At 43.0% G+C, this 23,592-nt stretch carries 19 protein-coding genes and 1 pseudogene; 12 read left to right on the top strand and 8 right to left on the bottom strand.

Annotated elements, in window-relative coordinates; translation table 11 throughout:
- The first annotated feature begins 14 nt into the window (after nt 1-14).
- From AC04NP_RS09090 to AC04NP_RS09050, 9 genes are all read left to right on the top strand, one after another.
- The gene (locus AC04NP_RS09090) at nt 15-923 is read left to right on the top strand and encodes a glycosyltransferase family 2 protein (RefSeq protein WP_482859298.1); all 909 of its coding nucleotides are present in this window, start codon (nt 15-17) and stop codon (nt 921-923) included.
- An 8-nt stretch (nt 924-931) separates the two neighbouring features.
- Nucleotides 932-2,092 (top strand): glycosyltransferase family 4 protein, encoded by a 1,161-nt coding sequence (locus AC04NP_RS09085; protein WP_482859296.1) that lies wholly within the window; start codon nt 932-934, stop codon nt 2,090-2,092.
- Between the two features lie 9 nt (nt 2,093-2,101).
- Nucleotides 2,102-3,019, top strand: coding sequence for a glycosyltransferase family 2 protein (locus AC04NP_RS09080; RefSeq protein ID WP_482859295.1), 918 nt, complete (start codon nt 2,102-2,104; stop codon nt 3,017-3,019).
- Nucleotides 3,020-3,028: 9 nt separating this feature from the next.
- Nucleotides 3,029-4,888 carry an asparagine synthase (glutamine-hydrolyzing) gene (asnB, locus tag AC04NP_RS09075; protein ID WP_482859294.1) on the top strand — a complete coding sequence of 620 codons (1,860 nt, stop codon included), beginning with the start codon at nt 3,029-3,031 and terminating at the stop codon, nt 4,886-4,888.
- Nucleotides 4,873-5,994, top strand: coding sequence for a glycosyltransferase (locus AC04NP_RS09070; protein ID WP_482859292.1), 1,122 nt, complete (start codon nt 4,873-4,875; stop codon nt 5,992-5,994). The genes asnB and AC04NP_RS09070 overlap by 16 nt, the downstream gene beginning before the upstream one ends.
- 5 nt (nt 5,995-5,999) lie before the next feature.
- A complete protein-coding gene (locus tag AC04NP_RS09065) occupies nt 6,000-7,415 on the top strand; it encodes a hypothetical protein (RefSeq protein ID WP_482859291.1) in 1,416 nt (471 codons plus the stop codon).
- Between the two features lie 98 nt (nt 7,416-7,513).
- Nucleotides 7,514-8,689: a glycosyltransferase family 4 protein gene (locus AC04NP_RS09060; RefSeq protein ID WP_482859290.1), complete on the top strand. Its 1,176-nt coding sequence runs from the start codon at nt 7,514-7,516 to the stop codon at nt 8,687-8,689.
- Between the two features lie 231 nt (nt 8,690-8,920).
- Nucleotides 8,921-10,219, top strand: a complete 1,299-nt coding sequence (locus AC04NP_RS09055; RefSeq protein ID WP_482859289.1) for a phenylacetate--CoA ligase family protein — start codon at nt 8,921-8,923, stop codon at nt 10,217-10,219.
- Nucleotides 10,216-11,211 (top strand): lysylphosphatidylglycerol synthase transmembrane domain-containing protein, encoded by a 996-nt coding sequence (locus AC04NP_RS09050; RefSeq protein ID WP_482859287.1) that lies wholly within the window; start codon nt 10,216-10,218, stop codon nt 11,209-11,211. The genes AC04NP_RS09055 and AC04NP_RS09050 overlap by 4 nt, the downstream gene beginning before the upstream one ends.
- 110 nt (nt 11,212-11,321) lie before the next feature.
- Here AC04NP_RS09050 and AC04NP_RS09045 read toward each other — a convergent pair whose 3' ends face one another.
- Nucleotides 11,322-11,870, bottom strand: a complete 549-nt coding sequence (locus tag AC04NP_RS09045) for a DUF3575 domain-containing protein (RefSeq protein WP_482859286.1) — start codon at nt 11,868-11,870, stop codon at nt 11,322-11,324.
- 253 nt (nt 11,871-12,123) lie between these two features.
- Between AC04NP_RS09045 and AC04NP_RS09040 the strand changes: the two genes are divergently transcribed.
- A complete protein-coding gene (locus AC04NP_RS09040; protein WP_482859284.1) occupies nt 12,124-12,306 on the top strand; it encodes a hypothetical protein in 183 nt (60 codons plus the stop codon).
- On the opposite strand, the gene AC04NP_RS09035 is transcribed toward AC04NP_RS09040, so the two are convergent.
- Nucleotides 12,278-15,322, bottom strand: a complete 3,045-nt coding sequence (locus tag AC04NP_RS09035; RefSeq protein WP_482859283.1) for a DNA polymerase III subunit alpha — start codon at nt 15,320-15,322, stop codon at nt 12,278-12,280. The two genes, AC04NP_RS09040 and AC04NP_RS09035, sit on opposite strands and share 29 nt — an antisense overlap.
- Nucleotides 15,323-15,504: 182 nt before the next feature.
- Between AC04NP_RS09035 and AC04NP_RS09030 the strand changes: the two genes are divergently transcribed.
- A complete protein-coding gene (locus AC04NP_RS09030; protein WP_482859282.1) occupies nt 15,505-16,050 on the top strand; it encodes a DUF192 domain-containing protein in 546 nt (181 codons plus the stop codon).
- A 55-nt stretch (nt 16,051-16,105) separates the two neighbouring features.
- Here the strand turns inward: AC04NP_RS09030 and AC04NP_RS09025 are convergent, their stop codons facing one another.
- The 6 genes and pseudogenes from AC04NP_RS09025 to AC04NP_RS09000 all read right to left on the bottom strand — a co-directional run bounded on the left by AC04NP_RS09025 (nt 16,106) and on the right by AC04NP_RS09000 (nt 22,899).
- Nucleotides 16,106-18,346 carry a M1 family metallopeptidase gene (locus tag AC04NP_RS09025; protein WP_482859281.1) on the bottom strand — a complete coding sequence of 747 codons (2,241 nt, stop codon included), beginning with the start codon at nt 18,344-18,346 and terminating at the stop codon, nt 16,106-16,108.
- 112 nt (nt 18,347-18,458) lie between these two features.
- The gene (locus AC04NP_RS09020; protein WP_482859279.1) at nt 18,459-18,623 is read right to left on the bottom strand and encodes a UBP-type zinc finger domain-containing protein; all 165 of its coding nucleotides are present in this window, start codon (nt 18,621-18,623) and stop codon (nt 18,459-18,461) included.
- 152 nt (nt 18,624-18,775) lie between these two features.
- Nucleotides 18,776-18,946: pseudogene (locus AC04NP_RS09015) on the bottom strand (fused response regulator/thioredoxin-disulfide reductase); the annotation flags it as partial.
- A gap of 84 nt (nt 18,947-19,030) precedes the next feature.
- On the bottom strand, nt 19,031-19,363 hold the full coding sequence (locus tag AC04NP_RS09010; RefSeq protein WP_482859278.1) for a hypothetical protein: 333 nt from the start codon (nt 19,361-19,363) through the stop codon (nt 19,031-19,033).
- A gap of 308 nt (nt 19,364-19,671) precedes the next feature.
- Nucleotides 19,672-21,288 (bottom strand): phosphoenolpyruvate carboxykinase (ATP), encoded by a 1,617-nt coding sequence (gene pckA, locus AC04NP_RS09005; protein ID WP_482859277.1) that lies wholly within the window; start codon nt 21,286-21,288, stop codon nt 19,672-19,674.
- Nucleotides 21,289-21,417: 129 nt separating this feature from the next.
- The gene (locus AC04NP_RS09000) at nt 21,418-22,899 is read right to left on the bottom strand and encodes a sodium:solute symporter family protein (protein WP_482859275.1); all 1,482 of its coding nucleotides are present in this window, start codon (nt 22,897-22,899) and stop codon (nt 21,418-21,420) included.
- A gap of 298 nt (nt 22,900-23,197) precedes the next feature.
- Here AC04NP_RS09000 and AC04NP_RS08995 point away from each other — a divergent pair, with 298 nt between their 5' ends.
- Entirely contained in the window at nt 23,198-23,587 is a 390-nt protein-coding gene (locus tag AC04NP_RS08995; RefSeq protein WP_482859273.1) for a DUF1987 domain-containing protein, read from the top strand.
- The last annotated feature ends 5 nt before the right edge of the window (nt 23,588-23,592 follow it).

Here is a 23,592-nt window from a genome sequence, read left to right as displayed (position 1 = left end):
CTTTGATGACAGATATGGACTTACCGAAAATCTCGATTATTACACCGGTCTTTAATGGTGAGTCAACCATAGAAGGATGTATAGATAGCGTAACCGCTCAAACCTATCAGAATTTTGAGCATGTGATCATGGATGGAAAGTCCACCGATAATACTTTGCAGATCCTGGATCGCTATGCGAAGAAATATGATCATTTGCGAATTTTTTCCCAACCCGACCGGGGAATTTACGATGCGATGAACAAAGGGCTTGAAAAAATAGCCGGTGATTGGGTGTTTTTTCTGGGGGCCGATGATCACTTCTTTGATGACCGGGTGCTGGAAAACATCTTTGCCTCCGAAAGCCATCGAGAATTCGATGTGCTGTATGGCCCGATTTTTCATAAAAGAACCCGGAGGCGGTTCTTCCATAAGTTTGATAAACACAGACTTAGCTGGATGAATATGTCTCACCAGGGCTTGTTTACACACCGCAGGGTATTTCAGAAGATAGGTAATTTCAGTTTGAAATATAAGGCCCTGGCCGATTATGAGTTTAACATGCGATGGTTTGGCGACCCCGCTTTCAAATTAAAGTACATAGAACAGCCGGTTTCTGTCTATGATGAAACAGGATTCAGCGTCACCTATTTTGATAAATCGTTTCACAGGGACAAGTTAAAACTGATTTCAAAACACCTGCAAATCGATGAAAAACATGCTGATTTTCCGGCGGTTGCCAGCGCACTTTGCCGGGTTCAGATCAAAAACGGAGATATAATCCAGGCGCTCAAAAATGCGATGAAAGCCTCCCGGGTCAGCGGTAAAATCTATTACCTGAGAATAGCCTTTCAGGAAATATTTACATCGCTGTTTTCCCGGCCGGCAAAAGATGGGCATGGCGTGTTAAACTATGAAAAAAGTAGTATTCAAAATGATCGATAATCGTCGTAATGAGTAAAACAGTGTTATTTATTGGTCATGACGCTACCCGGACCGGAGCGCCCATCATGTTTTTGCATTTTATCGACTGGGTTAAGGCGCACACCGATACCAACGTTATCATCCTTCTGAAAAAAGGGGGCCCCCTGGTAGAAGAATTCGAAAAAACAGGCCCGACCTTTATCTACTTTGGCCGCAGGTCCTCATCTGTTTTTAGCAGGTTCATAGACAGTTACAGGTCAAGAATGAATACCCGCAAGATTCGCAGGGCGCTGAAGCGATCATCTGTCGATCTGATTTATTCAAACACCATTACCAATGGATATTTGTACCACGTACTAAAAGATATTTCAGCGCCTATTGTAACCCATGTCCATGAATTGGAGCGCGTGATCAAAAATTTTGCGGCCAATAACCTCGAGTACATCAAAGCCCATACTACCCACTATGTGGCAGCCTCCGGGGCTGTTAAAGACAACCTCATGTCGAACCATGACATTGACGGAGGCAAAATATCGGTTGTCCATGAGTTCATCCAAACAGCCAAATTTTCTCAGGACAACGGCATTGACAAGCAGGGGGTTTTATCGGAATTGGGAATCGAATCAGCCAATCCGTTCATCGTCGGTGGTGCCGGAGGATTTGTTTTAAGAAAAGGCGCTGACATTTTCATACATGTATTAAAGAAGTTGGCAGATTATGATTTAAGCCGGGAAGTGATTTTTTTGTGGGTAGGGGCTGAACCCGGCAAAGACCTGTATAACTGGTTATTAGATGATGTCAGAAAAGCAGGTTTGCATAAAAACCTGAAAATCATACCTCCTACAGCAGACCCTGCCAGGTATTACAGCATTATGCATGTATTTCTCATGACCTCACGTGAAGACCCTTATCCTTTGGTTTGCCTGGAGACCGCGGCCATGGGCAAGCCCATCATCTGTTTTAAAGATGGTGGTGGGATGCCCGAATTTGTTGAGGGTGATTCGGGGGCTGTGGTGCCATACCTGGACTTGGATCAGATGGCAGATTCTGTAAAAAAAATGCTGGAAGACCCTGAACTGCTCAGAAAACTGTCTTCTAACGCTGCAACGAAAGTCAGGGAACGGCACGATGTGAATACGGTTGCACCTGTATTATTCAAAAAAATTGAAGAAATAATTGCGTGTCATTAAAAGTAAAACATGCCGAAAGTATCCATTGTTCTACCCATTTATAATGCCGAATCCACTCTAAAAAGGACGCTCGAGAGCCTGATGGATCAAAGTCTTCAGGATTTTGAAATTGTGGCCTGCATCGATGGTTCAAAAGACCACTCGCTTAACATCCTCCAATCATTCAATGATGAACGCATTAAAATTATCATCAATGAAGTTAACATGGGATTGGGCCGCACCATGAACCGGTTGGTTTATTACTGCCACCCTGACAGTAAATTCATTGCCATTGCCGAACAAGATGACTGGTATTATCCGTACCGGTTGCAAAAGCAGGTCGAGGTCATGGAGGCCGACGAAGAAATAGGCCTGGTTTCAGGGATTGCCGAGCATTATGACGGCCAGAAAGTTACCTTCAGGTTTCCACAAATCCTGGTGGAAGGAGGGCAATATCCCAGAGCTTTCCAAGACATGTTTTTGTTGAACTTCCGGGAACAAATCAAAGTGGTCAACACCTGTATGATGATAAGAAAAAGTGTTCACCTGGACAATGGCTTATATTTTAGCCAACATTATCCCAATATCCCTATCGACTGGCAATATGTGCTTAGGTTTTCCCTGCTCTCCGTTATCCACGGTATCGCGGAGCCGCTTGTATTATTTGATAAAAGAACAGACCGGGATTCGGTAACCACCAAAAAAAAGAAAATGCACATAGCGGCCAGGGAATTGATCAGAAATGCTTATTGGGAATTTGGCAATAACATCAGTAAAAAAGATTACCGGTATGCTATGAACACGCAAATATTCCTTGAAGGCAGGCAATCTTCGATTATCACCTATTTCGTAAGGTTATTAGAAGCGCTGAAGGTTAACCCTTTTGACATACGAATCTTAAAATACCTGGGCAACCTGGGCCTTCGATTTAAATTAAGAATGAAATAAAACTAGCGTATGTGTGGAATTTTCGGTGAATTTACGAGGTCCGGGCTATTGGATAAATCTGTGTTTATGCAGCTTAATGCCCTGTCCTTTCGAAGGGGACCGGATAGTTCAGGCCACTTCAGCAATCATGAAAATGTTCAGCTAGGCTTTAACCGGTTGGCAATTCTGGATCTGAGCGTCAATGGTGACCAACCCATGCATAGTCCCTCAGGGCGTTATTCCCTGGTATTCAACGGAGAGATTTACAACCACCTGCATATACGTAAATCACTGGTCAATGCCAGTTTTGTATTTAAAGGAACCAGTGACACGGAAACCATCGCGAGCTCCCTCGATCTTTGGGGAGTCAGGAAGACTGTAGAAAAATTAGACGGCATGTTTGCGATGGCTATCTATGACCATCAGGCAAGGTGTATTCATCTGGTCAGGGATTTTGCCGGCATTAAACCCCTGCACTATGGACTCAGGGATGGGCATTTGGTTTTTGCCAGTCAGTACAACCAAATAAGTCACCACCCGAAATTTAGGGAACAGCCGATCGATCCCCAGGTATTGAAATTGTATCTGAGGCAACATTTTGTGCCCGCCCCATTTGGTATCCTTCAAAATACTTTTCAGGTATTGCCCGGAGAGATTATTACCGTTACGAACGATTTATCGCTCAGAAAAGAAAGATATTGGGAGCTACCCAGCCATGTAGAACCGGAAATTTTTGAGGAACAAAAGGCGATGGATTTGATTCATGATACGCTTGATTCGGCTGTGAGGGATGAGCTTTTGTCGGATGTTCCGCTGGGATCATTTCTTTCCGGAGGCATCGACTCCCCATTGGTATGTCATTATGCCGTAAAAAATTCCATCCGGAAATTAAAAGCTTTTACCATCGGAAGTGACAGCAGTGTTCATGATGAATCGGCAGATGCACGCACCTACAGTGATTTTATGTCCCTGGATTTGCTCCTCAGGAAGATGGACAGCCATGAGGCCATGCATGAACTCGAAAATGCCATGATGAGCCTCAGCGAACCATTTGCCGATCCGTCCATCATACCCACTTATCTTGTGAGCAAACTAGCCAGGGAAAAAGTAATAGTAGCCCTGTCAGGAGATGGTGGGGACGAGCTGTTTTTCGGATATGAACGGTTTTGGTCAGTGCTGAAGAATAAGCCCTTTCATCATCTGCCTTGGATATTAAAATACTTTTTATATGGCGCAGATAAGGTGTTGTTTAAAGGAAAAAATGTCAATAGTAATTTATTATTTAAAACCCTGGGTGAAGGGCATTTTACGGGGCATTCCAGAATGTCCGAAGGTCTTGTGCATAAGATTTTCCCGGATTTAACCGGTGTACAGATTCCCGAAGCCTATGATGTTTACCGGTATGACGATGCCCGGGATACAGAGGCGGTACTGGGCAAAATGCGAAAAGCTGAATTCTACGGTATGATGCAAAAGACTTTGCTCAAAGTTGACAGGGCCAGCATGTACAACTCCCTGGAAATCAGGGTGCCTTTTTTGAAAAAATCATTCATTGAAGCAGCTTTGAAAATTGACCCGTTGCTCAGTTACGGGCCAGACAAAAAGAAGGCGCTATTAAAACAATTACTTAGGAGGCATTTTCCCCAGGCACCGATCGATAATCGTAAAAGGGGATTCTCCGTTCCGCTTGACAAGTGGATGCGGGAGGGCCTGCGACAACCTTTTCAGGATATGCTCCTGGAAAACCGGAAGGTTCAGCAGAATTTTAATATAAATCGCACATCTTTGTCCGCGTTATTCGATGATCATTTATCAGCCCGGCGGGATAATAAATGGCCAATATTTACAATTTATGCACTTTTTAAGTGGAAGGAATGTCTGAAAAAATAAAGATACTATACACCATCCCGAATTTCGATACTGCCGGGAGTGGCAAGGCATTGCTTAAAATCGCCCAGCGGCTGGATACATCCGTATTCGAGCCCCACATTTGTTGTTTTCATGATAAAGGTGCATTTTTTAAGACAGTCAGGGAGTCTGGTATTCCGGTACATTTATATACCTATACCACCCCTATGATCCCACGCGCCAAAGGATTAAAAAACGCCTGGCGCATTTCCCGTTTTTTCAGAAAAGATAAATTCGATCTCATTCATTCATTTCACTACGCAGATGATTATTCCGAAGGACTAGCCGCCAGGCTGGCGGGTGTAAAGTGGGTTTTCACCAAAAAAAATATGAACTGGGGCGCCAATAGCTGGAAGTTGCGGCGTAAACTGGCCTCGGGAATCATCGCACAAAACACAGACATGATCAAGCACTTTTTCCCGGACCAGCCAAAGGTGGCCCTGATCGGGAGGGGGGTGGATACGAATGAATTTAAACCTTTGCCACCTTCAACCAGCCTTAAAAAAGAGTTTAAGCTGCCGGACCAGGCAAAAGTCATCCTGATGGTTGCCAACCTGGTACCCGTGAAAGGGGCAGAAGTCCTGCTGGAAGCATTTAACACAGTGGCAGGTGCATTTGATCATTTGTACCTTTTTTATGTCGGTGACAATCAAAATGATTATGGCGGTAAGATGAAGTCACTGGCTGAACAGTCCTCATACCCTGACCGGATCATTTTCACCGGCAAACGCCCGGATGTAAAAGATTTTCACAGTATTGCCGATATCTTTGTCTTACCGACCCTCGGTGAAGGGCGGCAGGAAGGGTCGCCGGTTGCTTTGCTGGAAGCCATGGCCAGTGGCAGCTTTTCGCTGGCCAGCAATGTCGCGGGCATCAGGGACCAGCTTTCTAATTTGCCGGATCAGCTTTTTGCCCCGGCAGATAGTCAGGCGTTGGCTTCCGGACTAAATAAATACCTTTCCTTTAGTCCACAGGAAATGAAGTCATTGACAGATAGGCAATTAAAGGAGGTGGAGGACCGGTTTACCATTGAAAGGGAAGTCAATGACCATGAAAACTTTTACCTCCGAATATTAGGAAAATCATAATTGATATGCAGTCACCGATTATTCCGTCAAAGCCCCGATTTTATAACTTTCGAACAAAGGAATTTTGCGATTTTGCCTTTGATCTTTCTATGGATCAGGATCTCGCATCTATTTGCTTTTTTACGGCAACCGGCTTTTTCTTGGGAGATACTACTTATTTTAAAGATCTGAAAGTGGCCAAACCGGCCACTTTGTACCAAATGGATGGGAATAAAATAGGCTATGAAACCACTTCCTGGCAATGGCACTACTCACCCAGGGACATCTCTTTCAAGCAAACAGTCGAGGAGTTTGCGCATCTGTTTGACAAAATTACCAAAAGAGGGACTTCCGGAAAAAAAGTGATATTGCCCTTATCCGGCGGTCTGGATAGCCGGAGCCAGGCCACGGTCTTGGGTAAAAGCGAGGCGGTGACGGCCTATTCTTATCAATTTGAAGATGGGATCAACGAAAATAAATACGGAAGGGCCATAGCCGCTGCACAAAATTTTCAATATCAGGGTTTGACCATCCCCAGATCATATTTGTGGGAAAAGATAGAAAAGCTGGCCAGGTTAAACCATTGCCTGTCGGACTTTACACATCAGCGCCAGATAGCGGTGGAGGATAAGTATGAAACCATGGGAAACCTGTTCTTTTTAGGGCATTGGGGCGATGTGTTGTTTGATGACATGGGTGTGGATGAAGACCTGAGTGAAGAAGAGGTCTTACAGGTTTTGTTGAAAAAAATCCTTAAAAAGGGAGGGCTTGAACTGGGTGAGGCACTATGGCAGGCATGGGGACTGGCCGGGGACTTTAGCACAGCGTTGAAAGAAAAACTGGCTGAGCTAATGTCTTACATCGACATCGATAATACCCAGGCCAAAATCAGGGCATTTAAATCCCTTTACTGGGCACCCAGATGGACTTCCACCAATTTGTGTGTTTTTCAAAACCATCACCGGGTTTTCCTGCCGTATTACGATGATGAAATGTGCCGGTTTATCTGTACGGTTCCGGAAAAGTTTCTGGCGGCCCGGCAGATTCAAATCGAATATATCAAAATGATGGCACCGGCGCTGGCCCAAATACCCTGGCAGCATTTTGACCCTTGTAATTTATATAACTTTAAAGACTATTATTCTGTGCGTTATCTGCCTGTAAGGGCCTGGCGCAAGGTAAAAAGAAATGTCAATCAAAAATTGCTGGGCCAGTCGGGACTTATCACCAGAAACTGGGAAATCCAGTTCTGTGGGAAACATAATGATGAGCAATTACAGAAATACCTGTTTTCTGTTAAACCTTTTACTGCCTGGATCCCGGAAAAGCTTACACGGTCTTTTTATCAAAAATTTTTGACCGACGATGATGTTTTTTATTCCCACCCGCTGAGCATGTTATTGACATTGTCACTATTTTGCAAGCTAAGGGAGGGATTTTAATATGAAATTGGTTAGATTAATCATGCAAAAGTCATTTACCAATTGTTAAGACAGGTGTTTTAAATGATAGATTGTTATTGGCAAGTATACAGGCTTATATGAGAATTGGATTAGTTCTTGCTGAGGCGCCGGGTTATTCCGAAACTTTTTTCAGATCGAAAGTTTACGGCTTAAGGAAGTCTGGCTACCAAATAGATGTATTTGTTGGAAGTAACGCAAAAAACCAATCGGATATAAAAGGTATTAAAGCCTGGCCTTTGTACAAAAACAACCCGCTCATTCAAGGGATATTTTTTTTACTGGCCTTCATCCGGGTATTTTTAAAAGCGCCGCGGCAGGCATTAAGTTACATCCGGCTGGAGAGAAGTACCGGAAAAAGTCTCACAACAGCCCTGCAAAAACTATATCTTAGCGCCCACATTATTTCCAGAAAACTGGACTGGCTGCATTTCGGCTTTGCTACCCTCACCATTGGGAAAGAAAACGTGGCCAGGGCTATGGGAGCCAAAATGGCTGTGAGTTTCAGAGGATTTGATGTCGGTATATACCCATTAAAAAATGAAGGGGTCTATAATAGCCTGTGGGCCAGGCTGGATAAAGTACATACAATTTCCGATGATTTGCATCGGGTAGCCCTTGGTCTGGGCATGCCATCGACGATTCCTGTTAAAAAAATTACTCCGGCCATAGATATTGAAAAGTTTAGCGGTAAACCCAAACAAGAACCGATCGGACAGCCACTAAAAATACTTACCGTAGCCAGGCTTCACTGGAAAAAAGGACTGGAATATGCTTTGGCGGCTATGCATTTACTTCTGGAAAGGGACATCGATTTCTGCTACCAGCTTGTGGGTGACGGCCCCGAATACGAAAGGCTTATTTTCGAAGCTAACCAATATGGAATCAGGGACAAGGTCAACTTTCTGGGCAAGCAAACCCCGGAGCAGATTGCCGGACTGATGAACCATAATGACATTTACCTGCAACCGAGTATCCAGGAAGGGTTTTGTAATGCAGTGCTGGAGGCCCAGTCTTCAGGTATGTTATGTATCGTTTCTGATGCAGAAGGGCTGGGGGAAAATGTTTTACATGAAAAAACCGGGTGGGTATTACCTAAAAGGGATTTTAAGGCGATGGCCGATAAAATTGAGTCTATCCTGCATGAGGATAGTCAACAACTTTACCTGATCAGGGAAAATGCCATACACAGGGTAAAAGAAAAATTTAATGTCAAAGATCAGATCAGTGAATTTGTTAATTTTTATGTTCCATAATTAGTTAAACTTTCATAATATGTAAACAGATGTTCTGTCAAAATGTGAAATTTTGGAAAGCCATTGAAAAAAGGATCAGGCATAGATAACGAGGCCTTTAAAACAGTAGCAGTCGAAAAACTCCTGTGAATTTCAACAAAACAGCGGGGGATAGTAAATTTGATTAAACGGAATAGTCAGCATGAAAGCAATGAAAAGTAGTGTTGCATCTTATTTTAAAAGCCGAATTTTATGACAATCGCAAAGAAACTGGTAAATTTTAATGCATATATTCAGTATAAAAAACTTCAATCGAACCAGCCGAAAAACGCTGAGGCATTAAAAGCTATACAGTTTAACAAGCTCAAAAGACTTTTATCGTTCTCCTATTCAAATTTTGAATTTTACAGGGAACTCATGGATAACGCCAGGTTCGACCCTGAAAAATTCCATGACCTCGAGGAGATTTCCCTACTGCCGGTCATCACCAAAAATGATTACAGGGAGTTTACAGAACATCAGCTTAAAAAGCATCCTGAAAAATATGTCCAATACTTTAAGGATCATACCAGCGGAAGTACCGGCATACCATTGGTGGTTTACCGAACCTGGAGCGAAAGGGCATACCTGCTGTCCAAATTCCTGCGTGTTTTTTTTAACAATGGCTACAGCATATTCGATACTACTTTCGGCATACTTGCCCCAACACGGTACAGTGGCAGAGATTCGATACTTCAGAAGCTGGGAATCATGCCCCGTGTACAGGCACAGTTTTCTGACCCTGCAGAGAAACTCGCCCGGATGTTTCATGATTCGAAAGCCGATGTACTGTACGGAAATGTATCGAGTTTAGTACAAATGGCCCTCCATATGGAGAAAAAAGGAATGGCTGTAAAACCCCTTAAATTCTACCTTACCACAGGGGAAGAATTGGATGAAAACTCGGCTGAAACTATTGAAAGGGTTTTTGGTGAAAATCTTATCAATCACTACGGAAGCATCGAGCTAAGCACCATGGCCTATCGTAAAAAAGGGGAAAAGTATTTTAACTTCTGCCATGATACCAATCTCCTGGAAATATTGGACCAAAACGGACAAGCGTCTGAAACAGGCAGTAACATTGTTACTGATTTTCATATTTATTCATTCCCGATGATCCGATATGAGTTGGGCGATCAACTTGAAACAGCGCGCGGGGACGGTTTTCCGATGATCAAAAGAATAAAGGGAAGAAAAGATGCCAGTGTTGTCATGAAGGATGGATCAAAAGAGCCCGCTTACTTCCTTTTTGAGATTTTTGGAAAAGATCTGCTCGTGCGGCAATACAAGGTGGTACAGGAAGCGTGGGATCTTTTTAAAGCTGAATTAGTCATAAGTGATCTGAATGAAAAGGAAAATCTGGGCAAAAAGATAATAGCCCGTTTCGAACATTATATGGGCGCTGAAGTAAGGCTGGAGATAAATTTTGTGGATGAAATTGCACCGGAAGCCAGTGGCAAAATAGCCAAGTTTTTTTCAAAAGTACCAGAAAACCGAGCATCTGATCGATGAAAAAAATTTTTGCAGTTTTAAAGTCGAGAATTACAAGACTAATTATAGGCGGGGTATTGCTTTACCTGATTATTACCGGATTTCAAATAAAAATTCTCGATATTGCCCATAGTATAGAAGACCCCCGGTTTATTTTCCTGGCACTTTTTATTTCAATCTGCATCAATATTTTTATTTCAGCCAAAAGGTGGCAAATCTTTCTTAAATTCTCCGGTATCGATTATGCCCTGGTTCATCTCATAAAAATCAACGTCATGTCCTCCTTTTATGGCCTGTTGTTGCCATCCGGTCAGGCAATGGACGGATTCAGGATATATATGATCGAAAAACGGTTTCCTGAGAAAAGGGGAACCTCAGGGAGTACCGTGATTGCCGATAGATTAATAGGGTTTATCATTTTTTGTTTTATTGCCTGTTTTGGTAGTTTTTATTTACCGGAAACAAGTGCGGTGCCACAAATAAAAGCTGCTATATTTATCTTTACCGGGTCGTTGATCTTGCTATCGGCCGTTATTGTAAACCATAGCATGTACAAGGTTGTATCCAATATCCTGACCAGGATCAATTTCCTCAGATCGGTGTTCAACTATCTGGAAAAGCTACATGAAGGTTTGATCAGGCAGCCGTATTATAAGATTATTCCAAAAGCAGGCCCTTTGATATTCATGTATCAGATCAACAACATTTTGATCGCCCATTTTATTTTTCTTGCCTATGATATACACCTACCGTTCAGTTATCATCTGGCACTTATACCCGTTATTCAGATACTGACAATTTTGCCGGTTTCCCTGGCAAGTCTGGGTTACAGGGAGGGGTTGTTCATTTACTTTTATCAACTGGCTGATGTTCCGCAAAACATTTCCTTTAGTGTTTCGCTCACTTACTTTATGCTTACCGGGTTGACTATATCACTGATAGGTGGCCTGGTGAGCCTGGCTGAAGGGACCAGATTCAAAGGGTCGAGCGCCAAAGCCAAAGATACCGGCTAAAAGCCCGATTGATAAAATACTTGCAAAACCGAAGGCTGTGGTTCACAAAATGACAAAAAAAAGCGATGGCCCTGATGACCATCGCCCAAAAAGATTTTAGTGACGCCGAATTAAAAAGCAATACCGAATGCAAGGCCTAACCTTACGCCAAATCCATTCAGCGCGCCAGTTTCAAAAATATTTTCATTGGTTCCCTGACTTTCCACTTCTATCGAGCCAGAAACATATGAGGGACCGATAAATGCGTCTAAAGCAATTCTTTCTTTGAATATCCATTGTTTACCGATCAGCAATCCACCTCCGAAGTTGCTTAAAGTAGCCTTCGAATCGGTATTCTCCTCCGTCAGATCAAAGTTTTGATACCTGATAAACGGGGCTGCATAGAATCCCTGGGGGGCAGACGTTTCACTCAGGTAAAATCTGATCTCAGGCGTAATGCCAAATCCCGAAAATTTAGTATCACCAATGGAAGCCCCTGTGTAAAAGAATCCAAGCTGGGCACTCGTGTTTTCGGAAAATGCATTTTCATAAAAACCTGAAACGGTGCTTACAATAGGACTGAATAAATTAAGCTTAATGACGCTTTTCTGTGCTTGTACGCCGCTGGTTGACCCCAAAATAGCCAATCCTACTAACAAAGTAAAAATTATTCTGTTCATAACTATTTGTTTGATTAATCTGCCGGTAAATTAACTATGCAATTATTTCATATTTAGTAAGTTAAGTAGTTAAACCTTACCAGTGTTGTATCCTCCGTTATTGTGTATCAAAAGTACCTGAAGGTCTTAATTGGCGCCTTACACCACAAAAACTATAAGTGTATGGCGAAAAAAGGATTTCAGCCATACTTATCGATAGGTTTTTATAACTTCATTACCTGAATAGAAAACCCGGACATTTAACTATTAACCCATGAAAAATAACTTATTAATATTTGTGATATTGGCGAGCATCAGTGAGATGATGTTTACTGGCTGCAGCGGCGATGACGGTACTATTCCGGATCGGAAGGTTAATCAAAATGATATTGAAGTGATGGCTCAGGCTGGTAAAAAACCGGATATTTTTATGCCGGAAATTTGCTTTTTCTTTTAATGCCGGCGCCACTTTTGGCTTTTAATTTTTTGACTACCGCATAATCCCGGCTATCCTGGATCAACTCATATTTATCAACCATCGGTAGTTTTTCCATCCATGAAACTTCGATCATAGGATAGGAGAAATCTTCCACAACTTTGCCGCGTATGCGGTAAAAACCCTTGCCCCGGAAAGGATATTTTTTCGCTACAACCGGAAAATGGGTCGTGTCGAATACTTTTCCTTCATAGTCATAAAAAGTGCCGAAATGCATGTGTTTGCCATCTTTTGTTCTTGTATTTTTAGTAGTGACAAGGTAACCGACAATTTCTACCCGCTGTTGCAACATGGCTCTCAACAGGGCCGTTTTAACATTGCCGATAGGGGTCGGCTTCAGCAATTTGTAAGGGTCACACAGGGGAAAACCCAGTAGTTCCAGTTCATCGAAGGCATCTTCAAACGGGCCGGTTTCCAGAGAGGGGAGCCGGTAGTGTTTAACTTCCTCTTCGAATAAATCCCGGCTGTATCTTCTCGGCTCGGTACTTCCGAAATACATATGGGCATTCCAGAGTAACAGGCGTTTCGACTTTTGGGTAAAACGAAAAGCACCGATCCTGATAAGAATCCGTATTTGCTCTAAACCGACAGGTACCCGCCTGATGAAGTTGTCAAGGCTTTTGAATGGTCCGTTTAAAGCCCTTTCTTCGGGTATAAGCCGACCTAATTTTGTTTCCAGGCTTTTGAGGTGAACAAAGCCTATGTAAATAGATTTCCCTTTGATAATGGTGAGGTATTCACTTTGATTGATGCAGGGGGCTTCCACCATGCCTCCGTCCATGCGGGCTTCATGAAAATAAAATTCGGTTTTGTAAAAACCCCCAAAATTATTGATAACACTCACCATAAATTCCAGAGGATAATGTGCCTTCAGGTAAAGGCTTTGATAACTTTCCACAGCGTAGCTTGCCGAATGCCCTTTGGAAAAAGAGTAACCTGAAAAGCTTTCAATTTCATACCATACCCGTTCGGTAACATCATTTTCGTACCCTTCCTTCCTGCAATTTTCGAAAAACTGTTCTCTTACCCGTTGAAACTCTTTTCTTGAACGAAACTTACCGGACATACCCCTTCTCAAAATATCCGCTTCGGCTAGTGAGAGCCTGGCAAAATGATGGGCGACTTTGATGACATCTTCCTGGTAAACCATGATACCGTAAGTTTCCTGCATGAGCTCATCCATTTTCGGATGTATCGACTCGTAGCTACCGCCATTTTTCACAGCGTGATGGCGTTCGATATAAGCCCGCATCATGCCAGAACGGGCTACACCGGGCCGGATAATCGAGCTGGCAGCTACCAGGGTAATATAATCGTTGCATTGCAATTTACCCAACAGCATGCGCATGGCCGGAGACTCTACATAAAAACAGCCCATCGTTTTTCCCTGGCTTAGCAGCTTACGTATTTTGGAGTCTTTGGTAAAATCATCAAATCGCTTTATATCTTCTTTAATACCCCTGTTTCTTGCAATGGTGGCAACGGAATCTTTAATATGACCTAACCCTCTTTGACTTAAAATATCAAATTTGTAAATGCCCATATCTTCGGCTGCATGCATTTCAAAATGACTGACAGGGAAATCTTTAGGTGGCCGGTCGGTGGCTGTATATGAGTGGATCGGGTTTTCAGTAATTAAAACTCCCCCGGCATGGATCGATAAATGTTGTGGAATTTTCAGCATTTCATCTGCATAATTAAAGATCAGACGGGTGATTGAATCCTTGTCACGATATTGCTGGGGATATTCTACAATGTTATCGATTTCTTTTTTTGGCAATCCGAATACCTTACCTAATTCCCGCAATACGGAGCGCCGGCTAAAGGTCACATGGGTACCCAGTAAGGCCGTGCGTTTTTCCCCGTATTTATTGAAAATGTATGCTGTGACTGTGTCCCGGTCTTTCCAGGAAAAGTCAATATCGAAATCGGGAGGTGAACTGCGCTCCGGATTAAGGAAACGTTCAAAATAAAGATCCAGTGAGATGGGATCCACGTCGGTAAGCCCCAGGCAATAGGAAACAATGCTGTTTGCACCGCTTCCCCGCCCGACATGTTCGAAATTTTTATGGTGGGCAAACTTGACAATGTCATCGCACACCAGGAAATAAGCCTCGAAGTTTTGACGGGCAATGATGTCCAACTCATGATGAAGCTGGTCCAGCGCTGTTCTATTTTGCGGGCCATACCTCCGGATAAACCCTTCCAATGCCAAAGATTTTAGCTTTTCCCGGTCTTCTGCCTTACTGCCGGTAAAACAGGCAATATTTTTATCGGTACTGAAATCAAAATGAATGTGACACTGATCTAACAATTGCCTTGTATTTTTAATAATCCGGGGGTAACGGTCATAATAAGTCATTAATTGTTCCTCAGGGACCATTACTTCATTGTCCGGGGCCTGGGTAGTGGGATCAAGCTTGCTTAACAGGGTGTTTTGTCCAATGGCACGAAGTAAACGATGGGTATTAAAACTTTTTTTGTCCCGGAAAGTAACCGGATGTCGGATCACCAGCTTGTGAAGAAAACCGGAATATGGGGTTCGGATGATCTTATTGACTTCCCGGATCCTGATCCCGATAAATTCATTTTCCCGTAGTGCTTCCGGCTGCTGATGGCCAAAAGGGTAAATAACAAAGGCATGGTTGAAATCCGGTGCTTTGCTTAATAATGGCTGACCGGTATTGTTATGACGGGAAAGGTAGCTGTTCAGTTCTTCAAAACCTTCATTATTCCTGGCAATTCCCAGGTACAGTAATTTTTCATCCCTTCTGAATTCGATTCCTACTGCCACCTCCAAATCGTAATTTTCCCTTTCTTCGTTACATATCCTCAACATATCGATATAGGCGGATGTGTTGTTGATATCGGTAAGTACAAGCTTTTTTACCTTGTGCAACCTGGCTTGCTCAAATAATGCTTTGGGCGATAAAGTACCATATTTAAAGCTAAAAAAGGTATGACAATTCAAATACATGCCGGGGAGGTTTCAGATTTGCTAAATAATATAGCAAATACTAAATTTATTAGTAAATATAATTAGTAAAAAGTTTATTTCAAACAGGGTGGGGTGAATAAATTTTAAAATAATGTGTTACGGGTTACCTTTGCTTTTATAATTTTGTAATGAATCTGTAAAAAGAGAAAATTAAAGCGTTTGTGAAAAAGAATAATAAATTACTATGGGGAGTATTGGTGGTGCTGATTGGTACAACCATATACCTTCTTAGCGCAAATGGCGGTGGGGGAAAAACGTCTGTAAGGAATATCCCCAAAAAAGGGGTAGCCGAACCTCAATTTGTGAAGGAAGGGCAGTTGTGGTTTATCAAAAAACAGAGTCGGGATACACTCAGGCGGATTGATATCGAGATTGCTAACGACGCCGAAGAACGCGCCAAAGGTTTGATGCACCGCACGAATATGCCTGATGACAGGGGGATGTTGTTTATTTTTAATCAGGAAGACGAGCAGTCTTTCTGGATGAAAAATACGTTAATCTCTCTGGATATCATGTACGTAAATAAGGATAAAGAAATTGTCACCATTTACAAACATACCCAACCCTACTCCGAAAACCCGATCCCATCATTCAAAAAAGCCCTGTATGTAGTGGAAACCATCGCCGGGTTCTGTGATAAATATCATGTAGAGGAAGGTGATTTTATCGAATTTACAGAAAACGAAATCGCCGACAAATCGAGTTGATCAGGAGTCAGGGCTCTGCAGTTCCTCTCCCCTGACCCCTGACTCCTGACCCCTCTCATTTCCCTGCCTTTCCTTTAAACTGCTCAAATTTAGACGCCTCTGCCTTTTTAGGGAAATGGTTATTTTCCGTATCGGTATCGGCTGTCATCCGGCCCGGATCAATGGTGATGGATGCTACTTCTTTGGACTTGGAAAATACTTTGATAATTTCAGTTTCATTTTTTCTCCAGATTTCTGCCGGTAGCTTTTCTACTTCCCTGGTGCCGTCTTTGTAGGTCCATTCAATGATCACAGGACTTACCAAACCACCTTTATTCTTCAGTTTAACCTCATAAAAATTGGCTTCGGCATAACCTTTTCTGATGGCTTCGTCATCTACCCGGTTTTTAAACTCCCCATAAAACCTCGGATCCATATCGGTCAAAACAACAGGCCTGGCACCCTGGCTGAAATCGCTGGCTTTAGAGGTTTTTTTTCTATCTTCTGCCTGTCCCAGTGCTCCCTTTTTATTGGCTTTAACCCGTTTTTCCAACTGCTTTTTATCACTTTCTACTTTAAACCACTGTATTTCATCCACTTCTATGTCTACGTGATCTGTGCTGTAAAACCAGCCCTTCCAGAACCAATCCAGGTCAACGGCTGAAGCATCTTCCATAGTCCTGAAGAAATCTGCCGGCTTTGGATGTTTGAATGCCCATCTCCGGGCGTATTCCTTGAATGCGAAGTCAAAAAGTTCCGGGCCCATGACGGCTTCCCTCAATACGATCATGGCTGCCGCCGGTTTATTGTAGGCATTATTACCGAATTGCAGAATATTTTCGGAATTTGTCATAATGGGCCGTTGAAACTCTTTGCTGCCTTTCATATATCGGGTAATGCCTGCAGGCGTAGCTGCCCCATTGGCATATTCAGGGTAATATTCCCGTTTGGTCATGTGCTCGACAAAAGTATTGATCCCCTCATCCATCCATGTCCATTGCCTTTCATCCGAATTAATGATCATAGGAAAGAAATTATGACCGACTTCGTGAATAATTACGCCGATCATTCCCCTTCTGACCCGGTCGGAGTAGCTGCCGTCTGGGTTTGGGCGGCCATAATTGAAGCAGATCATGGGATATTCCATACCCTGGTTGGCTGCATGAACAGAGATGGCCACAGGGTAAGGGTAATCGATTGTAAATTTGGAATAAGTTTTTAAAGTATTGGCCACGGCAATGGTTGACTCTTTTTCCCATAACGGATTGCCTTCTTTTGGATAAAGTGACATGGCCAGGGGGATGTTGTTGCCAATCTTAACAGCCATGGCATCCCAGATATATTTCCTGGAACTGGCAAAAGCAAAATCCCTGACATTATCGGCATGGTATGTCCATGTTTTTTTCTTGGTAGAACGGCTATTTTCATTGGCTTCCGCTTCTTCTTCAGAAATAATGATTACCGGTTTGTCAAATGTCTTTTTAGCTTTTTCGAGCCTGGCTATCTGTTCTTTCGATAGCACCTCTTTGGCATTTTGTAATTCACCCGTGGCGCCGACTACATGATCAGCAGGTACGGTAATGTTGACTTTATAGTTACCAAAGGGCAGGGCAAACTCACCTCTTCCCAAAAATTGCTTGTTCTGCCATCCGTTGTAGTCATCATATACACACATCCTGGGAAACCATTGTGCAATAGTGTAAGCGTAGTTGCCATCTTCCGGAAAAAACTCATAACCGCCTCTTCCGTTTATCATCATCCGGTCATAAATGTTGTAGGACCAATCAATGGATAAGGTGAATTTATCGCCGGTTTTCAGGGGCTTGGGTATTTGTACCCTCATCATGGTTTTATTGATCGTGTAGGGTAAATTTTTGCCGGAACCATCTTTTACCGACATAATTTTGTAACCACCTTCATAATCGATATCGCCTATGGTGTAAGCCTGAAAAAATTTGGTGGGAATGGAGTCATTACGGATGCTTGATGTCATAATTTTGTCGGCATCTGAATTTTTTGCCCTGACGTTTTGATCCAGTTGTACCCATAAATAATCCAACGATTCCGGGGCGTTGTTGGTGTAAACAATGGTTTCCGACCCGGTGAGTATTTGCTTCTCGTCATCTATCTCTACGTGAATGACGTAATCGGCCCGCTGCTGCCAGTATTCAGTACCGGGGGCGCCTGCACCGGTTCTGTAGACATTAGGCGTTGGCAATTGTGTACCTAATTGTTCAAATTTTGCGTTGTATTCTCCCTGGGCCATAACCATATGGCCGGCAAAAATAGCTAACGCCATCAATAGTATTTTCTTCATCTTGTGTTTCGTCTTCAGGTTATTGTTGTCAGTTAGAATTTCAATTTGTACAAATATATTCAATTTCTTCACCCGAGGAGTAAAAAATAATTTAAGTGGTCGTTTTTCCCTTTTAAAGGGGTTTTGAACCCGGTCTTACATTCATCTTAATTTGTCTGTGTTCATAGCAATAGGTCCGGTTTTCACCGGGTTCGGCTGATACCACCACCGGGTGGTGATTGGCAAGGGCGTGTTTGGAAGTATGTTTATTAGGAGATGAATCACAGCAAAGCGTCATGCCACATGGCTGGCATGTGCTCAGATTACCCGGGCATCGCCTGTTTCAAGACATTTTTCGCAGGCATATACGGTTGGATTGCTGACTTTCAGGTTTTCCAGGTGTTCGCAGTTTTTTTCTTTTAGCATAAGGATATAGTTGCATGGTAAAAATTAGTTTTCGGCTAAATATTCGTGTACAAATTTGATAGTCATGGAGCCTTCCCCCACGGCTGAAGCAACCCTGTTCATGGCACCGGCCCGCACATCACCGGCGGCAAAAATGCCCGGGCTGTTGGTCTCGAGCAGGTAAGGTTTTCTTTCCAGCTTCCATCGCCGTTGAAACCGAAGTCCGCAAAATTCTCAGCCATTTCATACCCATCTTCCATCCCCTGCCGCTCCAGCCACTCGGCAATTTCATCTTCCAGCTCAGTTTTTTCCATCAATGTCCAAGATTTTACACCCTCTTCTTGAATCGGCATAGCCCCTGGCTGCTACCGCCCTGGAATAGGGGAGCATGCCCGTGATAGAATAAGGTTCAAAACCACCTACATTTCTGAACTGGCTGCCCTGCCCGACCTTTATACTGAACTTGCCCTGAAAGATGATAAAAAGATAATCCATCGAGTCCCCTTTTTTGAAAAGGAAATCCCCGTTTTTGATGGTTAACAACTCTCCTCGCTCCTCAATCCAGGCAAGTTGTTCTTCCGGAACTTCTGCTAATTCCTTCACTTTTTTCAAGACAGGTATCAGGGTTGACATATTTGGTAGTACAGGTTCGGATGTTTGAAAAATTGTTCAAACGGTTGTTGACTAAGATAATTAATTTCAATTAAAAATTGATTACACGGTAACGCGAATTTAATAACAAAAAGAGGAAAGAATTTTGTTGAAGACGTTGTGGGACAGCCACGAGATGCTTGCGCTATTTAGGGTACTAGAATCATAGTATGACTTCTGGTTTGTTTGAGCGTGGGGTGATGACGATTCTAGTCATAGTATGACTTGGAGTCATACTATGACTATGCTAGCTCACTGTTGACTCGTCGGATGTTGAGGTAAGGAACACCCTAGAAATAATCTTTACGTGGCCTGGGGGAACCGGCCATGATTTCGTCGTTGGCGTAGTCTTCAAACTTCTTGAAGTTTTTGATGAACTCATTCGCCAGTTTATTCGCCATTCTGTAATACCCTACATCATTTTTCCAGGTTTCCCTTGGACTCAGCACTTCTGAAGGCACGCCGGGGCAGGTGAGGGGTATACCACAGCCGAAGATAGAATGTGTGCGGTAACCGACATTTTCCAGCGTGCCATTCAGGGCAGCGGTAATCATAGCCCTGGTATAAGTGAGCCGGATTCTTGATCCGACCCCATAAGGGCCTCCTGACCAGCCTGTATTAACAAGCCAAATCCTGACATTGTATTGCTCCATTTTTTTCCCGAGCATTTCAGCGTATGTGGTGGGATGAAGGGGCAGAAAAGGCGCTCCAAAACATGCACTGAAAACAGTTTGCGGTTCGGTAACCCCGGCCTCCGTACCAGCCACCTTTGCCGTGTATCCTGAAATGAAGTGGTACATGGCCAATCCCTTGGTGAGCTTTGAGATCGGGGGCAGCACACCATAGGCATCACAGGTTAAAAAGAAAATATTCTTTGGAATACCACCGATAGAGGGAGATACCGCATTAGCTATATGGTGGATGGGATAGGAGCTTCGGGTGTTTTCCGTGACTGATGTATCATTATAATTAACGTGTCTTGTTCCTTCATAAAAGCGGGTATTTTCTACAATAGCCCCAAACTTGATGGCGTCGTAAATCTGTGGCTCCTTTTCCCTGGTCAAATCGATTACCTTTGCATAACACCCGCCTTCAAAGTTAAATACATTTTTGTCGGTCCAGCCATGCTCGTCGTCACCAATCAGCTCTCTTTCAGGATCTGCCGACAGGGTGGTTTTACCTGTGCCGCTCAAACCAAAAAAGATGGCACTGTCATGCATTTTGCCAATATTGGCAGAACAATGCATGGATAAAACACCATCTTCAATGGGTAACAGGTAATTCAAGACTGAAAATATACCTTTTTTCATTTCTCCCGCGTAGGCTGTTCCGCCAATAATAATCATTCTTTTTGTAAAATTAATTATGGCGAAATTGGCTTGTCTTGTCCCGTCTTCTTCCGGATCGGCTTTAAATTCAGGGGCGCAAATGACAGTGAAATTGGGCTGAAACCTTTCGAGTTTATACTTCTCAGGACGTAAAAACATGTTATAACAAAACAGGTTTTGCCATGCCATGGTGTTAACCACCCTTAGCTTTAATCTGTAAGTTTTATCGGCACCGGCATAGGCATCCCTCACAAACAGGTCTTTACCTTCCAGGTGTCTGATCATTTTTTGATATAAGTTGTCGAATTTTTCAGGTGAGAATGGCATGTTGATATTTCCCCACCAAACGGTATCTTTTGTTTTATCATCTTCGACAATAAACCGGTCCTGGGGTGATCTGCCGGTAAACTCTCCGGTGTCACACATCAGGGCGCCTGTGCTGGTCATGAAACCTTCCCCTCTTTTTATTGCTTCTTCCGTAAGCTCTGCCGGAGTTAAATTCCAATATACATCTCTGGCGTTTTCGATTCCAAGAGTATCGACTCCTGAAGCCTCGGATTTCAATCCTATTTCTGTCATTTCTATGGGTTTATTCCTATTTAAATTAATGATTAAGATGGCGCAAAGGTAAGAAAATTATTAAATCTCAATATCATAGTCAATGTATTATCAGGGCTATATAAAGAGGAGCGACTATGTAAAGAGGAGCTACGAAAAGAAGGGTTTCCACTTTTCTTCTCCGGAGGGTGGAGTCAACAAGCTGACAACAATCAGCATTAGCAGTGACATGACCAAAGAAGGGATGGCGATATAATCGGTATGTAACGGAAATGAGATGCCAAAAATACTGAAGGTAACTTCGCTGACTTCCATAATCTTATTGATAACAGGTACAATCATACCTGCCAGGATGGACGTTACCCCACCGGCCGGCGTGACCCTTTTCCAGAAAAACGAAGCCAGCAAGACCGGAGCCAGTGAAGCGCCGATCATTGTATAAGAGATAAATGCCATTTCCAGTATGGTGGTGAATTGTGTTACAAGCAGGTAAGCCAAAATTCCCAATACGATAATTATGACCCTTTGTACCAGCATGTTGGTTTTAGCATCTTTATTCTTTAACACATAAGGCTGAATAAGGTCGCGTGCCACATTGGTGGATGTAACCATCAAAAAAGTATTGCCTGTGGAAATAATGATGGCTACACCGGCGGCAAATAGTAGTGAGCCGGCAAGTGCGGGCATTTGCTCATATCCGATGCGTAAAATTATTTCTTCTGACATACTTTCGTTAATCGAACCATCGGCCAGGAAAAACCTGGCATCTTCAGCGTAAATGGCGTAACCTACAATTGCGATGGTACACATTAAAAATTCAATGACCACTACGCCAATAAGCATTCCCAATACAGCCTTACGCGCTGAGGTGGCGTCTTTGGCAGAGGAAAACTTCTGATAAATGCTACTTTCACTCATCAACAATAAAAAAGTGGGCAACAGTATGCCCAACACCCAAAAAGCGTCATGCCCTTCAAACATGGACAAATACTCGGGGTTTTTGTCATTGATGGTCGCTACCACTTCTCCCCAGCCTCCATGTGACCGGATGGCAAACGGCAAGGCCATAAACATGGCAAGAATCATAACAATGCCGTTGAAAATATCGATCGAAACAATAGATACCATTCCAGCCAGTGCGGTGAAAGATATAATGACGACCGCAGCAATGATCATACCTGTTTCAGGGCCGATGCTACCGTCTGATAATATATTAATGAATCTGCCCCCACCTTTGAACTGGTAGCCGGCAATAATGATATAGGCCACAATGATCGTGATAGTTCCCAACAACCGGGCGGTTTTGTTATACCGTGTTTCGAGGAGGTCAGTCAGGGTATACTGGCTGATTTTTCTTACCCTGGCGGCGATGAAATAGATGACGACAATGCCTATCCAGGCCCCCATGGAAAACCACAATTCCGAAAATCCGGTTCTGAATGTAAGACCGGCGGTACCGAACAAGCTTCCCGAACCTATCCAGGTACAAACAAGCGTACCTACCAAAAGGTATATCGGCACCGATCTGCCAGCCACTACAAAATCATCCTCGGTTTTTACCGACCTGCTCTTGTAAACAATAATGCCAATCAATATGGCCAGATATAATAAGGTAACAGTAGTGTAGATCATGTGCAATCAGGTTGTGCTGTCAGTCAAACAAAAAATAAACTGCCAAATCTAAATAAAATTACATGATTTCAAAAGGGTAACATCAAATCGTTTCATCATGGGGTACACGGATGCCGGTGGTATGAAACCGAAAGTAACAGGGACTGTGGACGATATGAAAAGAGCAAATAATTAAAAAATATTACAGCCAGCTTATTTCAATAAAATTTGTCGATTTAAACGTGATTATTTAGGTTAATTTAAAGGCATGTTTTAAATTTAAAGTATTACGGAAGTGGATCAATCTTTACATGTAACAATGGACAGTTACTACTTAAGTGCAACTCATAAAACCCCTGAGTTGAATTTTGATTTTACCAAGGGAGTTTTTGAGATCAGCGGGCGTTCAATTCCCGAGAATTCCATAGAATTTTACAGGCCATTGTTGAAATGTTTGGATGAATACATTAAAGAGCCTAAAGAAGAAACCCACCTGAAAATCATATTGGAATATTTCAACACAAGTTCTTCCAAATGCTTGGTGGAGATATTCAGGCGCATGGAGAAATTACATAAAAATGGCCAGAACCTCCGAATAGATTGGTATTATGAAAAAGAGGACGAGGATATTCTGGAGTCAGGGCAAGATTTCAAAGAAATTATGAAGCTCCCTATCGAGATGGTGCTGATAAACGGAGCCAAGGAATAGGCAGC

The sequence above is a fragment of the Agaribacillus sp. DX54 genome (genome assembly GCF_056858335.1).
This window is presented reverse-complemented; position numbering and strand designations above follow the sequence as displayed.

What these genes read in the sequence shown, in the direction of transcription:
- AC04NP_RS09065 (WP_482859291.1), top strand. Translation starts at nt 6,000, where the DNA reads ATGCAGTCACCGATTATTCCGTCAAAGCCCCGATTTTATAACTTTCGA.
- AC04NP_RS09060 (WP_482859290.1), top strand. Translation starts at nt 7,514, where the DNA reads ATGAGAATTGGATTAGTTCTTGCTGAGGCGCCGGGTTATTCCGAAACT.
- AC04NP_RS09020 (WP_482859279.1), bottom strand. Translation starts at nt 18,623, where the DNA reads ATGACGCTTTGCTGTGATTCATCTCCTAATAAACATACTTCCAAACAC.
- AC04NP_RS09040 (WP_482859284.1), top strand. Translation starts at nt 12,124, where the DNA reads ATGAAAAATAACTTATTAATATTTGTGATATTGGCGAGCATCAGTGAG.
- AC04NP_RS09025 (WP_482859281.1), bottom strand. Translation starts at nt 18,346, where the DNA reads ATGAAGAAAATACTATTGATGGCGTTAGCTATTTTTGCCGGCCATATG.
- AC04NP_RS09010 (WP_482859278.1), bottom strand. Translation starts at nt 19,363, where the DNA reads ATGTCAACCCTGATACCTGTCTTGAAAAAAGTGAAGGAATTAGCAGAA.
- AC04NP_RS09055 (WP_482859289.1), top strand. Translation starts at nt 8,921, where the DNA reads ATGACAATCGCAAAGAAACTGGTAAATTTTAATGCATATATTCAGTAT.
- pckA (WP_482859277.1), bottom strand. Translation starts at nt 21,288, where the DNA reads ATGACAGAAATAGGATTGAAATCCGAGGCTTCAGGAGTCGATACTCTT.
- asnB (WP_482859294.1), top strand. Translation starts at nt 3,029, where the DNA reads ATGTGTGGAATTTTCGGTGAATTTACGAGGTCCGGGCTATTGGATAAA.
- AC04NP_RS09000 (WP_482859275.1), bottom strand. Translation starts at nt 22,899, where the DNA reads ATGATCTACACTACTGTTACCTTATTATATCTGGCCATATTGATTGGC.
- AC04NP_RS09045 (WP_482859286.1), bottom strand. Translation starts at nt 11,870, where the DNA reads ATGAACAGAATAATTTTTACTTTGTTAGTAGGATTGGCTATTTTGGGG.
- AC04NP_RS09085 (WP_482859296.1), top strand. Translation starts at nt 932, where the DNA reads ATGAGTAAAACAGTGTTATTTATTGGTCATGACGCTACCCGGACCGGA.
- AC04NP_RS09035 (WP_482859283.1), bottom strand. Translation starts at nt 15,322, where the DNA reads ATGTATTTGAATTGTCATACCTTTTTTAGCTTTAAATATGGTACTTTA.
- AC04NP_RS09080 (WP_482859295.1), top strand. Translation starts at nt 2,102, where the DNA reads ATGCCGAAAGTATCCATTGTTCTACCCATTTATAATGCCGAATCCACT.
- AC04NP_RS09090 (WP_482859298.1), top strand. Translation starts at nt 15, where the DNA reads ATGGACTTACCGAAAATCTCGATTATTACACCGGTCTTTAATGGTGAG.
- AC04NP_RS08995 (WP_482859273.1), top strand. Translation starts at nt 23,198, where the DNA reads ATGGACAGTTACTACTTAAGTGCAACTCATAAAACCCCTGAGTTGAAT.
- AC04NP_RS09050 (WP_482859287.1), top strand. Translation starts at nt 10,216, where the DNA reads ATGAAAAAAATTTTTGCAGTTTTAAAGTCGAGAATTACAAGACTAATT.
- AC04NP_RS09070 (WP_482859292.1), top strand. Translation starts at nt 4,873, where the DNA reads ATGTCTGAAAAAATAAAGATACTATACACCATCCCGAATTTCGATACT.